This is a genomic window from Synechococcales cyanobacterium CNB (assembly GCA_030263455.1).
Classification (GTDB): domain Bacteria; phylum Planctomycetota; class Phycisphaerae; order Phycisphaerales; family UBA1924; genus CAADGN01.
The window spans coordinates 116,379-130,953 of record SZOZ01000001.1; the positions used below are offsets into that span (position 1 = coordinate 116,379).

Here is a 14,575-nt window from a genome sequence, read left to right on the forward strand (position 1 = left end):
TGCCCGATCTGGTCGGGCGTTGCTTGATCGTCCACTCATTCACGATATCATCATCGACTACTCTTTTTGTCCGTTGACTGTAGGCTTTCAGACTTCATGCGGTCCTCACCCGCCGACTCCCCGATGCCCCGCTCGACAGGCCCGGCATGGGCTGGGTGGCTCTTTCTGCCCGGGTTTTTTCTCCTAGCGGGGTTCATGGCGCTCGACCCGATCGGGCCGCGCGTTCCCGATGCCGAGCCGGTGATCGTTTCGCGGCATGACCTCAACGTCGGTCCGCAGCGTGCCGCGATGGACGACCCTCCGCAGGCCCTCATCAACGGCGTCCCCCAAGGGTGCCAGGACTGCCATCGCATCTTCGTCTCGGTGGACAAGCCAATCGCCGAACTGAGCATGCACCACGAGATCGTCCTGAGTCACGGCCTCAACGACCGCTGCTTCAACTGCCACGACCGCAACGATCATGACCGGCTCCGCCTTCACGACGGCTCCACCGTACCCTTCTCGCAGGTTGCCACGCTGTGCGCCCAGTGCCACGGCACCGCCTACCGCGACTGGCAGCGCGGCACCCACGGCAAGACGCTCGGCTACTGGAACCGTGAACTCGGCGAGGCCCTCCGCCTCCGCTGCACCGAGTGCCACGATCCGCACTCGCCGCGTTACCCGCCGTTCACTCCCTTGCCCGGACCGAACACGCTGCGCATGGGGGATCAGGACGCGCACGGTCATCACGGGCCAGGTCGCCACCATCCGCTGCTGCGCCGGATCGGCGAGCCGGAGCATCACCAACCGGGGGGAAAGCCATGAGACTCCCCATCCTGAAAAGCCCCTCGAACGGGCACGGCGGCGGCGGTTCGTGCGGCAGCGGCTGCGGTTGCTCCTCCGGCAACGGGGGCACTCCTGCCGCGGATGGTCCCGGCATGTCGCGTCGCAGTTTCCTCCGCACGGGCACGGCGGCGGCGGGGGGGCTGACCGCGCTCGCGGCCGCGCTCAGCCCGCTCCGCGAACTCGAACGCGAGGACGCCCCAACCCTCGAACAGTTCCTGCAGAAGCACTACAAGGAGATGACGCCAGCGGACATGGAGCGTGCCCTCGAGCGCATCCGCGCTCAGGTCGAGCGCCGCTACGGCGTTCGCCCGGAACTACGCGACTACAAGCCCATGGACGGCGTCGAGTTCGTCTATGCGCTGAACATCAGCCGCTGCATCGGATGCCGCAAGTGCGTCCACGCCTGCGTCGCCGAGAACAACCAGAGCCGCTCGCCCGAGGTCCAGTACATCCGCGTGATCGAGATGCCCCGCGGCACGATGGACCTCGAAAAGGGCAACCACCACTACGACCGCCCGACCGTTCCCGATGAGGGGCACTTCTACCTGCCCGTGCAGTGCCACCAGTGTGCCAACCCGCCGTGCGTGAAGGTGTGCCCGGTGGAGGCAACATGGCAGGACGCGGACGGGATCACCGTCATCGACTACGACTGGTGCATCGGGTGCCGGTACTGCGAGGCGGCGTGCCCGTACTGGGCGCGCCGCTTCAACTTCTCGAAACCGCGCCTGCCCGCCGACCAGGTGAACCCGAACATGGGCTACCTTTCCAATCGCCCGCGCGACAAGGGCGTCATGGAGAAGTGCCACTTCTGTCTCCAGCGCACTCGGCAGGGGCGCATGCCGGCCTGCCTCGAAGTCTGTCCGACCGGCGCGCGAAAGTTCGGCAACGTGCTCGACCCCGAGAGCGAGGTCGCCCAGATTCTCCGTACCAAGCGGGTGTTCGTGCTCAAGGAGGACGCGGGCACGCTCCCGCGCTTCTTCTACTACTTCGATGAGCGCTACCCCAGCGGCCTCGACCCAGAGGCCGCCGAGATCGCGCGACGCCTCGAAGCCGAGGAGGGCGAGCGTTACGGCCGCCTTCCAGGGGAGGACGGCCCCGAACTGCGCTGGCGCGACATTGCGGACGGCGCGATGGGGGCGCTGGCGTGAGAACCTACCTCACCTTCCTGTGGCGCTGCTTCCGCCTCTCGTTCGTCGGCGACGGGCGGTACTACGCCTGGATGTTCTTCCTTACCGCCGTCGCCCTGCTCGGCCTGAATGCCTATTGCCGGCAACTCGTGCATGGTCTCGCCGTCACAGGGATGACCGACCAGGTCTCGTGGGGTTTGTATATCGCCAACTTCACGTTCCTTGTCGGCATGGCAGCCGCGGCCGTCATGCTCGTCATCCCCGTCTACGTCTACCGCAACCGCGAACTGCACGACCTCGTGATCTTCGGCGAGCTCTTCGCTGTCGCCGCCATCATCATGGCGCTCCTCTTCGTCACCGTGGATCTCGGCCGACCCGACCGCTTCCACCACCTCTTTCTCCGCTTCAACTTTCCCATCTCCATGCTCACGTGGGACGTTCTCGTGCTCAACGGCTACCTCCTTCTCAACCTGCACATCTGCGGCTACCTCATCTACTGCGCATACAGGGGGCGCAGGCCGGGCAGACTCTTCTACCTGCCCTTCGTCTTCATCGCCATCGTCTGGGCGGTGAGCATCCACACCGTCACAGCGTTCCTCTACAGCGGCCTCGGCAGCCGCCCGTTCTGGAACTCCGCCGTCATCGCCCCGCGGTTTCTGGCCTCCGCGTTCGCGGCCGGGCCGGCATTCCTCATTCTGACGCTCGGCGTGCTGCGTCGCATCGGGGCCTATGAGGTGCCGCCGAAGGCGTTCCTCACGCTCCGCAACATCGTGACAGTCGCCATGACGATCAACATGTTCCTCCTCGGGTCCGAGGTCTTCACCGAGTTCTACACCGACTCGGCCCACACCGCCTCTGCCCGCTATCTCTACCTCGGCCTCGACGGGCGAGCGGCCCTCGTTCCGTGGATCTGGTCGGCGATCGCCATGAACACCGTCGCCCTCGCGCTCCTCTACCTGCCATTCTCACGCCGCGAACGGTTCCTGCACATTGCCTGCGTGCTGATGATCGTCGGCATCTGGGTCGAGAAGGGCATGGGCCTCATCATCCCCGGGTTCGTGCCGACGCCCCTCGGCGAAATCGTCGAGTACACGCCCACGCTCAACGAGTCGCTGGTCTCCGCAGGGATATGGGCGTTCGGCCTGCTGCTCTTCACGATCATGGTGCGCATCACCGTGCCGGTACTGTCGGGCCGGCTCACGGAGCGGAGCGGGTACACGCCCGAGGCGCCGCCGCGTGCGCCGGGCCACGCCCACGCGCAGGAGGGCGCCGCGTGAAGCCGCACGTTCCATCCGCCGATGACGCCCGCATCGCCCTGCACGAGCACCTCGTGGAGAAGGCGACGAGCGCGCGCCTCCGCCACGGCCTGCTGATCGACGCGGACGCGATCCTCCGCATCCTCAACGACCGCGAGACCGTCCGTTACCCGGTCGAGGTCGCGTTCGACGCTCGTCCGCTCGAACCCGGCGAGTTTGCCTACCCGCGGCCGCTGGGTGAGCGCCCCTCCGACGGCTTCCGCCTCTGCCTGCACCCGTGGTTCGAACCGATGCCCGAGGTCTGGCCGCTCCTTATCGCCTATCACCTGCCGACCATCAACTACGGTGAGATCGCAGGGCCGGCCGAGGCGGAGCTGTTCGGTGCGGCCCTGCTCGGCATCGAACGAGAAGAGTATTACAACGCGTTGTGTGAACTCGCGGACTCCATCCCGGGGGAGAACTGAGCGCAGCAGATGATCCGCAGGACAAGCGGGAAGCGTTCCTGGGCCGAGCCGTACCGCATCAAGATGGTCGAGCCGCTCCGCATGACTACGCGCGCGGAGCGTGAGTGCGCCATCGCGGAGGCCGGCTTCAACACGTTCCTCCTCCGCAGCCGCGACGTTTACATCGACCTTCTCACCGACTCCGGCACCTCCGCCATGAGCGACCGCCAGTGGGCTGGGATGATGCTCGGCGACGAGGCGTACGCCGGCTCGGAGAACTACTACCACCTCGAAGACGTCGTCCGGCGACGGTACGGGTTCCGTCATCTCATCCCAACGCACCAGGGCCGAGGCGCGGAGCACATCCTCTGCCGCCTGCTCGTGTCGCCGGGCAGCATCATCCCCGGCAACATGTATTTCACGACCACGAAGGCGCACCTCGAGCTCGCCGGCGGCCGGTTCACAGACGTCATCGTCGATGAGGCCCACGATCCGCTGAGCGAGGCGCCGTTCAAGGGCAACGTGGACCTGCGCAAACTCCGATCGCTGATCGAGTCCGTCGGCCCGGGGCGCATCCCATTCATCTGGGTGCAGTGCAACGTCAACATGGCGGGAGGGCAGCCGATCAGCCTCGCCAATCTCCGCGCCGTCTCCGACCTCTGCCGCTCCCGTGGCATCCGCGTCATCCTCGACGCCACCCGCGCCGTCGAGAACGCCTGGTTCATTTCGCAGCGAGAGCCTGAGCACCGGGGCCGTCCCATCGCGGACATTCTCCTCGACCTCTGCGCCTGCGCGGACGGCTGCACCAACTCCGCCAAGAAGGACTGCCTCGTCAACATCGGCGGCTTTCTCTGCCTGAACGACGATGCGCTCGCCGGGAAGGCCCGCAACCTCGTCGTCGTCTTCGAGGGCCTCCACACCTACGGCGGGCTCGCGGGGCGCGACATGGAGGCCATGGCGATCGGCATCGAGGAGTCCATCCAGGAGGACCACGTCCGCGCCCGCGTCGGACAGGTCGAGTACCTCGGCACCCTCCTGCGAGAGGCCGGGGTTCCGATCGTGCTGCCGATCGGCGGGCACGGCGTGTTCATCGACGCGGCTCGCTTCCTCTCGCACATGCCGCGCGAGCAGTTCCCCGCCCAGGCCCTCGCCGCCGCGCTCTACGTCGAGTCGGGCGTGCGGGCCATGGAGCGCGGCGCGGTCTCCAGCGGCCGCAACCCGGACACCGGCGAGAACCTCTTTCCCGCTCTTGAACTCATCCGCCTCACGATCCCCCGCCGTGTCTACACCCAGGCCCACATGGACGTCACCGCGGAATCGGTGATCGAGCTCTTCGAGCATCGAGACCGCATCGTCGGCCTTTGCTTCACGCACGAGCCGGAGTATCTCCGCTTCTTCCAGGCACGGTTCCAGCCCGTGGTAGGATCGAAGGTGCTGCTCGACGCCGAGCACGGAGCGACGGCTCACGCCTGAGCCGCGCCGGAGCGACCATGGGCTACGCCCTGCCTCTGCTCGCCGATCGGACAACGGGCCAAAGCCCGCTGCGCCCTCCTCCCGCGCCGGTGGCGGCGACCGCACCGGGTCGCATGATCGACTCCCTCGGTCGGACCATCCGCGACCTGCGCCTCAGCCTCACCGACCGCTGCAACTTCCGCTGCGTCTACTGCCTCGAACCGGACGCACGCTTCATGCGCCGGCTCGACCTGCTCACGGATGACGAGATCGTCCGTGTCGCAGCCGCCTGCATCCGGCTGGGCGTTGAGAAGATCCGGCTCACAGGCGGCGAGCCGACGCTCCACCCGCGGCTCGCGTCCGTGATTGGTCGCGTCGCGGCTCTCGGAGTCACGGACCTTGCGCTGACGACGAATGGCTCGCGCCTCACTCCGGCGTCCCTCGCCGAGTGGCGAGCCGCCGGACTCACACGGATCACCGTCAGCCTCGACAGCATCCGGCCGGACCGCTTCGCCACGATGACCCGAGCGCGAACCACTCCGGAGCAGGTCATCGAGGGTGTGCGCCGAGCCATCGACGCCGGCTTTGTCCCCGTGAAGATCAACGCTGTCCTCATGCGAGGTTTCAACGAGGACGAGATCGTCCCGCTCGCCGCGCTTGCACGCGAACTCGGAGTCGAGATGCGATTCATCGAGTTCATGCCGCTCGACGACGCGCGGGGCTGGGACCGCTCCCTCGTGGTGCCCGCGTCGGAAACGCTCGAACGAATCGCTGCGGAGTGGCCCCTCGTGCCGGAGGGACGCGACTCCGACTCCTCCACCGCTCTCAACTTCGTCTTCGCGGATGGCGCGCTTGGCCGCATCGGCCTCATCGCGCCGGTCACCCGTCCGTTCTGCGGCCGGTGCAGCCGCCTGCGCATCACTGCCGACGGCAAGGTCAGGCCGTGCCTCTTCAGCACGCAGGAATGGGATCTGCGCTCGCTGCTGCGAGGGGGCGCGAGCGACGCGGAGGTCGACCGCTTCCTCATCGACGCCACGTGGACGAAGCAGGCGGGCCACGGCATCGAATCCGCCGCCTTCCGTCAGCCGGATCGCCCCATGTCCGCGATCGGCGGCTGAGGACACGCTCCTGTCGCGCTCTCGAAGTCCCGGATCGTGTTGATGTTGATCACCTCTGACACTGGGAGCGGGACCGTCGTCCACCGCTCTTGTTCAACCAGTCGCCACAACTCCAGCCGCGTGCCGGCGATCGCGCGACGCAGCGTGTTCTCGCACTGCGGCCGATACACGCCGAAGCAGGGTTCGATTCTCGCTGTCGCTCCTACCACCGCTGCCGCGCCGGTTTCGGCCGCCGCGGCTTCGAGCACGGCCCGCACGCCCGTAGCTGTCACGCTGGGCAGGTCTCCCGGAAGCACGAAGACGGCACACCCGAACACATCCAGCGCGGTCACGATGCCCCCGATCGGTCCCATCCCCGGGAAACCGTCGGCCAGGTGCGAATCGCCCCGCGTGGCCACCGCCGGATCGCAGTCGCCGACCAGCGCGACACATCGCCCGAACACCGCACGCAGAGCGGCGATCGGCCGATCAATCAGCAGCCCCCCCCCGAGAGGTTCGCGCAGCTTGTCGCGTCCGAACCGGCGACTCCTCCCGCCCACCAGCACCACGGGCTGCACGCGCTCGATCACGTCAATCTCCGTGCATCACGACCCGCCCGCTGGTCGGTTTCGCGTCCGCGCGCCCGTCGTCCTGTACCTCGCCCCGCAGCGTTTCCACCGCGTGGGGAAGCACGTCGAGCAGCGCGGCCAGTTGCTCCGTCGCCCCGCGCACCGACCCCGGCAGCGTCAGGATCAGCGTTCGTCCGGCGACGCCGGCCACGCCGCGCGAGAGGTACGCCCTCGGCGTGATGCTCAGGCACCGCGCGCGGGCCAGCTCCATCAACCCCGCGTGCGGCCGCTCGATCACCCGCATCGCCGCCTCGGGCGTCACGTCCCGTGGCGCAAGGCCGGTTCCCCCGGTTGTCACGGCAAGGTCGATCCGTCGCACAGGCTCAGCCCAGTTGCGGAGGGCACACTCGATGCGCTCGACCTCGTCGGGCACGCACACCGTTTCCACGATCTCGGCTGCCAGCCGCTCGCACAGCATCGCGGCGAGCGCGGGGCCGGACCTGTCCTCGGCCTCGCCGCGCGAGCACCGGTCGCTCACCGTCAGGACGGCGGCCCGGATAGCGTTCATCGCGAGTCCTCCGCGAGGTAGTGCCCGCTCCGACCACCCCATTTCTCGACCACGCGAAGCCGCTCGATCGCCATCCCGCGATCGACCGCTTTCCCCATGTCGATCACGGTCAGCGCTGCAACAGCCGCCGCCGCGAGCGCTTCCATCTCGACGCCGGTTCTGCCGTGGGTGCGGACCTCTGTCGAGATCCGCACTCCCTCGTCGACGGTTTCGATCGTTACTTCGGCATGATCGAGCGGCAACTGATGGCAGAGCGGGATCAGGTCCGCCGTTCGTTTCGCCGCCATGATGCCCGCGAGGCGTGCCACGTCGCGCACGCTGCCCTTCCCCAGCGCATCGCGGCGCACCAGTTCAACCAGGGCGGGCGACATGCGCACGAACGCCTCGGCCCGGGCGCCGCGCGAGGTGACCGCCTTCTCGCCCACGTCCACCATCCGGGCACGGCCGTCCGTGCCGACGTGTGTCATCCTGGCCTGGCCCTCATCGTTCTTCACGCCATGCCTCCGCCCGGCGTCCAAGCGTAGAACGGCCACGGCCCTGGGCCGCTCTCGCCCGGGGGGATCTCGACAAAGCCATCACTCGCGCTCACCGCGATCACGTCGCCGGAGCCTTTCGTCTTCACGCGCACCGCCCGTCCGGGCGTGGTCAGTCGCACGGGCCGATGAAGCCAGAGGGAGATCGCTCGCTCCGGTTCGCCGTCGAGCACGACCATGCCGTCGGCGCCCCATACATGATCCATGCCCGCTAGTCGCGCCAGCGCTGGCGCGCCGAATCTCCGCGCGGTGACCATCACCGAAACCGGGTTGCCGGGGAGCGCAAGCACGGCCTGGCCGCGCGACCCCACGCCAGCGAGCAGCGGCTTGCCCGGCCGCTGCGACACACAATGAAACACACGCTTCACGCCGAGCGATTCCAACACCCCCGGCACGAAGTCCCGCTGTCCCATCGATACGCCACCAGATACGAGCACGGCATCGGCGGCTTCGAGCGCGCGTCCCAGGGAGGCGCGCAACAGTGCTTGTTCATCCGCGCTCCGTTCGGTCGAGACCAGCATCAGCCACGGCACGCAGGCGACAAACGCTGTCAGTGCGGATGAGTTCGAGTCCCGCAACTGCCACGGCTCTACCCGGTGCTCCGGCGGCAGGATCTCGTCGCCCGTCGCCACGATCGCCACGCGCACGCGACACCGAACCGTCGGCGACGCCACGCCGAACGCGGCGAGCGCCCCCGCGACCGGAGGGGTGATCAGGCGACCAGCCTTTGCAAATACCGTGCCTGCCGGCCCATTCTCGCCCTGCCGCCGGATGTTCTCGTCCTCGTTCAATCGCGCGATCAGGTCCGCGCCGACCTCGATCCATCCGTCGCCTTCCACGACGTCCTCACGGCGCAGCACCGCTGTCGCGCCGTGCGGCACGGGCGCGCCCGTGACGATGCGAGCCGCACACACCTCACGCAGCGTTTCTGGCGCTCGCCCGATCGCCGCCTCGCCCGCAACGCTGATCCGTCCGGGCCGCAGGCGCGCGAGATGCACCGCGTACCCGTCCATCGCGCTGACCGTCAGCGGAGGGCTTGGCCGATCGGCGGCGGCATTCTCCGCCAGTACTCGACCGGCGGCCTCACGAAGTCCTACGCGCTCGGTCGCGACCGGGGATAACCGTTCCAGCAGCGCCCGCAGCGCGTCGCCCGGCGACGGCAGCGGGTGTTCCACGTTCATCGGTTCTTCTTCCGCTTCTCCCCACCCTTGCTCTTCTTGCCGTCCTTCGCAGACTTCGAGATCACATCTTCGACCCACCCTCGGTTGCGCATCATCGGCGGGAAGCCGATGGTCGGTGCGCACAGGTGTGCGACGTGCATCAGATCGTCCTCAGTCCACCCGGCCGCGAGTGCCTTGCGGCAGTGCGAGTGCGCCGCTCCCTCCAGCCCCGCGCCGAGCGAGATCGCCAGCTTGACCAGTGCGATGGTCTTCAGGTCCAGAGGCCCGGCGTTCGCGCACGCCTCGCCGAAGCGCTCGTAGGCCGCGAGCAGTTCGGGCTGTTCCTTGCCGATCCGTCGATACGCAGAGGGGAGGCTCATGCCGGGTTCTCCTGGATGGCTGGACGGTTCGATGCCGTGATCGTCCCCGGATTGTTGACCTTATACACTCCGCGTGATGGACGTCGCAGTCTTGCTCTTCGGTCCGGCCGCCGCCGTCGCGGGTTCGTCGGTGGTCGCCGTCCGGGCCGGCACGAACCCGACCGTCGCGTCGCTTGTGCCGCTGTTGCGAGATGCCTGTCCCGCAATTGCCCCGATGCTGCCGAGCCTGCGGATCGCGTTGAACGGCGAGTTCGCGCTTCCCGACGCGGTTGTCCGGGCCGGCGACGAAGTAGCCCTGATCGGCCTGGTTTCGGGGGGATAATGACGATCAGCGTCCAGATTGCGGACGGTCCGCTCGGAGCGCACAGGCTTGAGCCTCCGCTTCAGGGAAGCGGGGCGACAGTCGTCTTCGAGGGCATCGTGAGGCCCACCGAGAACGGTCTGCCGATCGACGGTCTGCACTACGAGACCTATGAGCCGATGGCCCAGCGACAGATGCACGCCATCGCCGCCGACCTCATGCAACGCTTCGGCCTGCTCCGAGTCGGCGTCGAGCACAGCCGAGGTTTCGTGCCGGTCGGGGAGCGTTCCTTCCGCCTCGTCATCCTCTCCGCCCACCGACGCGAGGCACTCGACGCGATGGACGAGTTCATCGATCGTCTCAAGCGGGATGTCCCGATCTGGAAGCGCGCCTCACCGCCGGCGGCGAGGCAGGAGAAACCTCAGGCCAGTGCCGAGTCGCCGTGAACAACTCGAGACGGGACATAGCGATGACGCTGGGCACGCCCCGCATGAACCCGGCCGCGGATCACATTGGACGGCGAATCACGACTACGGGCAGCCGGTCACGAATGCGTTGAGGAACGTCAGGAAGTCGAGCGTGTCCACCTTCGTATCCCCGTTGAGGTCCGGGTTGCCGATGTTCGTCGAGCCGGTGAAGTCATTCATGAAGGCCAGGAAGTCCTGCGTGTTCACCGTCCCATCGCCGTTGTAGTCCGCGAGGCAGTCGTCGCACTCGACGGCGACGATGGAGAACGCATCCACTCCCGCCTCGACTCCGGAGAAGTTGTTCCAGGACGAAGCCGAGAATCGAACCCGGACCTGCGATGAGAGCGGGACGTGCTTGTCGAGCCGCACGGTGTTCCGCTCCCAGCCCGGTGTGCTGAGGTGCGTCGCGATCTCCACCCACGCCGTTCCGTCGTGGCTCGCTTCTACCCGGAGCGGCGTGCTGCCGAGCGTCGTCTGGTGCCACGCGGCGTAGGAGACCTCGGCCGCCCCGGCCTGACTGAGATCGAAGGGGGGGGACAAAAGGATCGTCGGCCCGCCGATCAGCATCTCCCCGGGCACGGCTCCCGTGACCCACGCCATGCCCGAGCCGTCGTGATCTCCCTGCGGCTCGTACTCGTTCGCGGCGATCGGCTGTGTCCGTGTCCACGCGCCGGACTGCACCGACTGATTGGTCGTAGTCCAGCCGAGGTCCGTCGAGAAATCGTCGGCGATGACCCCCGCCTCTCCCGTCGCGGCGATGAGCGGATGGCCGCCCCCCAGCGAGGCATTCAGCACGTCGATGTAGAGCAGACCGTCCGTGTCCGCTGCGGAGAACCAGAAATCGGCCTCTTCATAGCACTCCATGGCGGGGATGGACGCCGTGTACACGGCCGCTGATTCCTGCGTCATCACGAACTCTGACGTCGCGCCATCCCTGCGGACGTGCAGCCTGACTGTCGCCGGATCCAGCGTTACGCCCTGCTCCACGATGCCGACCCGGACGGGCACGTTCACGCCCGGCTTGGCGAGCGTCGGCAGGCCGTCGGGGTAGTCGAACTGGAGCGAGTCCGTCCCGACGCGAACCAGGAAGAGTCCGCGTTCGATGTCGCTGATGGCGATGGTTCCGCTCGGCAGGAAGGGGTAGCAGTCCCACGCGCCGTGGTACCCGGGGGCGTCGCTCTCGGGGTGTGTATCGAACCACGCGATCTGCTCGGCATTCAGCGGATCGCTCACGTCAAACACACGCAAGCCAGAGAGGTAGTTCGCCTGGTAGGCCTTCCCGTCGAGAATGTACAGGTTGTGGTCCGTGCTCGTCTTCCCGCTCGTGAACCAACCCTTGTATACCGGGGAAGCCGGATTCTGCACGTCAACCACGTGCGTCCGGGTGGTCGGCGCCGGGTCCGGTTCGTCCATCTCGTCGTTGATGAGGAAGTACTTGCCGTCCTCTGTCAGCCATCCCTGGTGGCAGTACCGCGTTCCGGGGTACTTCAACCCGCCGATCCTGACCATATTGGACTTGTTCGTCACGTCCACGACGTCCAGCCCAGCCGATCCGGTACAGCAGTAGGCGATCTCTCGGCCCGCGAAGGGGCCGCTGGTGTACGTCACGATCTGCGCTTCGTGCACGTACCGCGTGTTCCAGCTCCCCACGATCTTGGGGTCGGTGGGGTCCGTGGTGCTGACCGCCACGAGTCCGCCGTTGGCGATGTTCGCCCCAGCCAAGTAGAGGTAGCCGGAGTCCGGGTTCGACGCGATGGTGTGCGTGGACGAATGACCGTTCTGTGTCTTGTTCTTGACGTGAACGACCGTACCACTATCCACGCCGCTCAGGTCGATGACCTGGATGCCCAGCCCACCCTCGCTCACCGCGTAGGCATGGTGCCCGATCACCTTGAAATCTCGCCACAGGCTTGTTGCGCCCGGAACATATCCGACGAGCACCGGCAACGTGGGGTTTGTCACTTCCAGCACGGCCGTCCCGCGTCGCAGGCCGAGCAAAATGTACTCGCGCCCGCTCGGAGAGACGTATCCCCAGCAGACATTCGCTGAGATCTGCGTGTCCGGGAACAGGTTCAGAGGCATCCACGACAGCAGCGTGACGTTGTGCGCGTCGAACTCAGCGATGCGCCCGTTCTCGGGCTTCAGCGGCCCGGACACCAAGGGGCCGTACACCGGCACGATCTGGTCCATCAGTTTGCGGCGATCGTCGTCCTGACCCGACACCGTGCTCGGCGACGCGACCAGGCCAAGAAACATGCCCGCGGACACTGCCGACACGAACCCTTGAACACAACGCCCTGCCTTGACGCCCATGTGATGCACTCCCAGCCAGATGCTTTCCAGCCCGTGTCAATCTACCAGATAGGCCGTTGCAAGGGAAGCAAGCCGACCCATAACGTCGCCCCGAGGAGGGTAACCCCCTGCGCCGACAGACAATCCCCTGATCCCTCCCAGGCCGCACATCTTCATTCCCGCTCTCCGACTGCCGATACCCCTTGCGGGTTCACGACCAACGGGAGGTGGTGCTGCGCCATGACTCAGAGCGGCGATCAGCCACATGCGGAAGCACGGCGGAGGCGTTCATTCGCTCCGGGCCGCTTCACCGGGGAGTCCGCGCCGGTCTGGGCGGCGTTGGCGATCATGCTGGTCGTGGTTGGTTCGGTGGGGGTAACAGCGTGGCTCACGGTTCGCGGTCACGCGAGGGCGATGAGGGAGGCGCGGGCGGCGCAGGTGGAGAACGCCTGCCGCTTTGTTGCCGAGGCCGCGTCTCCGCTGCTCGCGGCGGGTGATCTCACGGCCGTTCGCCGCATCGTCATCGACGCCGCTCGTGCGAACTCGCTCGACGACCTGCGGATCGTGCTCGGGGACGGTGGGGTTCTCGCCGCCGCCGACCCCGCGAAGATCACTCTGCACCTGCTGCCGAACAGACTTCCGGAGGTTTCGATCGCGCCCGCTGCGGCAAGCGACTCGCGGATTGTGCAGATCGCGCAGCCGGTTGACGTGCCGGGACGCGGGCGTGCTCGCCTGGAGGCGTCGGGTCCTGCCACCGTGCCCACGGGGGCGATGCGCGACGCGCAGGCCGCCGCGGGCATTGTCGGCGCTGTTGGGCTGGTCTCGCTCCTGCTCGTCTCACGCGTGCTCCAGCGTCGGCTCAGGGGCATGGCCGCCATTCGCGCCAGCCTGATCGCCTTCGAGCGGGGCGAGCGTGCATCGGCAACACTCATCGTTGACGAATCCCTCGGCGGCGAGGCCCGCGCGTGGAACGATCTGCTGGCGTTGCGAGACCTGGAGCGCCGCGCCGAGCGCGCGAAGCACGCGGCCGATGCGATGGGGGCGCATCGCGCCCAGCGCGGCGAACTCGACGACGCATGCGATGCGCTCTGGCAGGGTCTCATCCTCATCGACGAGAACCTGCGCTCGAAGTACGCGAACGGCGCGGCGGCGGTCTTCCTTCGCGCCAAGCGGGACGAGATCGTCGGGAGCGAGATCACGAAGTTCGTCGCGGACGAGCGGCTCGTGAACACGATCCGCGGCGTCGCCTCCGGCGTCATCCGCAACCGCCTTGCCGTCGAGGTCGAACGCACGGGGGACAACGGTTCCGGCGTGCTGCGATTCAGCGTGCGGCCTGTCCGGCGGGAGGATTCCGCGGCCGCGATGATCCTCATCGAGGACGTGACGCAGCAGCGCGTCGCCGACGCCGCCCGGAACGCCTTTGTCGCCCAGGCGTCCCACGAACTGCGCACGCCGCTGACGAACATCCGTCTCTACGTCGAGCAGCTCCTCGACGGCGAGCCGACGCCGGCCGACCGTGCGCAGGCCATCAACGTCATCAACCAGGAGAGCAGGCGGCTGGAGAGGATCGTTTCCGACATGCTCTCCGTCGCTGAGATCGAGGCGGGCCAGCTGCGCATCGTCGAGAACGATGTTCGCCTCGACGCCCTGTTCGCCGAACTCGAAGCCGACTACAGGGCACAGGCCGAGGAGAAGGGCCTCGACCTCCGGTTCGACCTCCCCCCCAAGCTTCCGGTCATCCAGGGCGACCGGGACAAGATCGCCTTGGCGCTCCACAACCTCATCGGCAACGCGCTGAAGTACACGCCCGCCGGAGGCTCGGTGCGCGTCATCGTTGCCGACGACGAGGAGAACTTCACGGTTGACGTTGTGGACACCGGCATCGGCATCTCGCCCGAGGACGCCGAGCGAGTCTTCGACAAGTTCTACCGAGCCAAGGACCGCCGTGTCACGGAACTCACGGGCACCGGCCTCGGCCTTGCGCTGGCACGAGAGGTCATCCGTCTCCACGGCGGCGACGTCACCGTCCAGTCCGAACTCGACAAGGGAAGCACCTTCACCCTCTCGATACCGATTCATGCGAGGGCCGCGTAGCGCACGCGCCC

The 14,575-nt window shown here is 67.4% G+C and carries 15 protein-coding genes; 9 read left to right on the forward strand and 6 right to left on the reverse strand.

What is annotated here, in order from left to right; all coding sequences use genetic code 11:
• Positions 1-96 precede the first annotated feature (96 nt).
• From FBT69_00515 to moaA, 6 genes are all read left to right on the forward strand, one after another.
• Positions 97-804: a hypothetical protein gene (locus FBT69_00515; GenBank protein ID MDL1903282.1), complete on the forward strand. Its 708-nt coding sequence runs from the start codon at positions 97-99 to the stop codon at positions 802-804.
• 113 nt (positions 805-917) lie between these two features.
• Positions 918-1,973 carry a 4Fe-4S dicluster domain-containing protein gene (locus tag FBT69_00520; GenBank protein MDL1903283.1) on the forward strand — a complete coding sequence of 352 codons (1,056 nt, stop codon included), beginning with the start codon at positions 918-920 and terminating at the stop codon, positions 1,971-1,973.
• 71 nt (positions 1,974-2,044) lie between these two features.
• Positions 2,045-3,229 (forward strand): polysulfide reductase, encoded by a 1,185-nt coding sequence (locus tag FBT69_00525; GenBank protein ID MDL1903284.1) that lies wholly within the window; start codon positions 2,045-2,047, stop codon positions 3,227-3,229.
• Entirely contained in the window at positions 3,226-3,672 is a 447-nt protein-coding gene (locus tag FBT69_00530) for a hypothetical protein (protein ID MDL1903285.1), read from the forward strand. The genes FBT69_00525 and FBT69_00530 overlap by 4 nt, the downstream gene beginning before the upstream one ends.
• Positions 3,673-3,681: 9 nt before the next feature.
• Positions 3,682-5,124, forward strand: coding sequence for a tyrosine phenol-lyase (locus FBT69_00535; protein ID MDL1903286.1), 1,443 nt, complete (start codon positions 3,682-3,684; stop codon positions 5,122-5,124).
• 113 nt (positions 5,125-5,237) lie between these two features.
• Complete coding sequence (gene moaA / locus FBT69_00540; GenBank protein ID MDL1903287.1) at positions 5,238-6,221, forward strand: GTP 3',8-cyclase MoaA; 984 nt, start codon at positions 5,238-5,240, stop codon at positions 6,219-6,221.
• Here moaA and FBT69_00545 read toward each other — a convergent pair.
• Genes FBT69_00545 through FBT69_00565 form a run of 5 tightly spaced genes read right to left on the reverse strand, consistent with a single transcriptional unit; the run spans position 6,185 to position 9,383 of the window.
• On the reverse strand, positions 6,185-6,796 hold the full coding sequence (locus FBT69_00545; protein MDL1903288.1) for a molybdenum cofactor guanylyltransferase: 612 nt from the start codon (positions 6,794-6,796) through the stop codon (positions 6,185-6,187). The genes moaA and FBT69_00545 overlap by 37 nt on opposite strands.
• Positions 6,792-7,328 carry a MogA/MoaB family molybdenum cofactor biosynthesis protein gene (locus tag FBT69_00550; GenBank protein MDL1903289.1) on the reverse strand — a complete coding sequence of 179 codons (537 nt, stop codon included), beginning with the start codon at positions 7,326-7,328 and terminating at the stop codon, positions 6,792-6,794. Before FBT69_00550 ends, FBT69_00545 begins: the two co-directional genes overlap by 5 nt.
• A 5-nt stretch (positions 7,329-7,333) precedes the next feature.
• A complete protein-coding gene (moaC, locus tag FBT69_00555; protein ID MDL1903290.1) occupies positions 7,334-7,804 on the reverse strand; it encodes a cyclic pyranopterin monophosphate synthase MoaC in 471 nt (156 codons plus the stop codon).
• 23 nt (positions 7,805-7,827) lie between these two features.
• Positions 7,828-9,051: a molybdopterin molybdotransferase MoeA gene (locus tag FBT69_00560; GenBank protein ID MDL1903291.1), complete on the reverse strand. Its 1,224-nt coding sequence runs from the start codon at positions 9,049-9,051 to the stop codon at positions 7,828-7,830.
• The gene (locus FBT69_00565; protein ID MDL1903292.1) at positions 9,048-9,383 is read right to left on the reverse strand and encodes a carboxymuconolactone decarboxylase family protein; all 336 of its coding nucleotides are present in this window, start codon (positions 9,381-9,383) and stop codon (positions 9,048-9,050) included. The genes FBT69_00560 and FBT69_00565 overlap by 4 nt, the downstream gene beginning before the upstream one ends.
• Before the next feature lie 103 nt (positions 9,384-9,486).
• On the opposite strand from FBT69_00565, the gene FBT69_00570 reads away from it, so the two are divergent.
• Positions 9,487-9,732: a MoaD/ThiS family protein gene (locus FBT69_00570; GenBank protein ID MDL1903293.1), complete on the forward strand. Its 246-nt coding sequence runs from the start codon at positions 9,487-9,489 to the stop codon at positions 9,730-9,732.
• The gene (locus FBT69_00575) at positions 9,732-10,157 is read left to right on the forward strand and encodes a molybdenum cofactor biosynthesis protein MoaE (GenBank protein MDL1903294.1); all 426 of its coding nucleotides are present in this window, start codon (positions 9,732-9,734) and stop codon (positions 10,155-10,157) included. The genes FBT69_00570 and FBT69_00575 overlap by 1 nt, the downstream gene beginning before the upstream one ends.
• An 84-nt stretch (positions 10,158-10,241) precedes the next feature.
• Here the strand turns inward: FBT69_00575 and FBT69_00580 are convergent, their stop codons facing one another.
• Positions 10,242-12,491 (reverse strand): choice-of-anchor B family protein, encoded by a 2,250-nt coding sequence (locus FBT69_00580; protein MDL1903295.1) that lies wholly within the window; start codon positions 12,489-12,491, stop codon positions 10,242-10,244.
• A 3-nt stretch (positions 12,492-12,494) separates the two neighbouring features.
• On the opposite strand from FBT69_00580, the gene FBT69_00585 reads away from it, so the two are divergent.
• Positions 12,495-14,564, forward strand: a complete 2,070-nt coding sequence (locus FBT69_00585) for a PAS domain-containing sensor histidine kinase (GenBank protein ID MDL1903296.1) — start codon at positions 12,495-12,497, stop codon at positions 14,562-14,564.
• The last annotated feature ends 11 nt before the right edge of the window (positions 14,565-14,575 follow it).

Bases quoted from the DNA above. Each gene is read 5' to 3' on its own strand.
- FBT69_00580 (MDL1903295.1), bottom strand. From the start codon at position 12,491: ATGGGCGTCAAGGCAGGGCGTTGTGTTCAAGGGTTCGTGTCGGCAGTG.
- FBT69_00570 (MDL1903293.1), top strand. From the start codon at position 9,487: ATGGACGTCGCAGTCTTGCTCTTCGGTCCGGCCGCCGCCGTCGCGGGT.
- FBT69_00535 (MDL1903286.1), top strand. From the start codon at position 3,682: ATGATCCGCAGGACAAGCGGGAAGCGTTCCTGGGCCGAGCCGTACCGC.
- FBT69_00515 (MDL1903282.1), top strand. From the start codon at position 97: ATGCGGTCCTCACCCGCCGACTCCCCGATGCCCCGCTCGACAGGCCCG.
- FBT69_00525 (MDL1903284.1), top strand. From the start codon at position 2,045: ATGTTCTTCCTTACCGCCGTCGCCCTGCTCGGCCTGAATGCCTATTGC.
- FBT69_00575 (MDL1903294.1), top strand. From the start codon at position 9,732: ATGACGATCAGCGTCCAGATTGCGGACGGTCCGCTCGGAGCGCACAGG.
- FBT69_00585 (MDL1903296.1), top strand. From the start codon at position 12,495: ATGCACTCCCAGCCAGATGCTTTCCAGCCCGTGTCAATCTACCAGATA.
- FBT69_00560 (MDL1903291.1), bottom strand. From the start codon at position 9,051: ATGAACGTGGAACACCCGCTGCCGTCGCCGGGCGACGCGCTGCGGGCG.
- moaA (MDL1903287.1), top strand. From the start codon at position 5,238: ATGATCGACTCCCTCGGTCGGACCATCCGCGACCTGCGCCTCAGCCTC.
- FBT69_00520 (MDL1903283.1), top strand. From the start codon at position 918: ATGTCGCGTCGCAGTTTCCTCCGCACGGGCACGGCGGCGGCGGGGGGG.
- moaC (MDL1903290.1), bottom strand. From the start codon at position 7,804: ATGACACACGTCGGCACGGACGGCCGTGCCCGGATGGTGGACGTGGGC.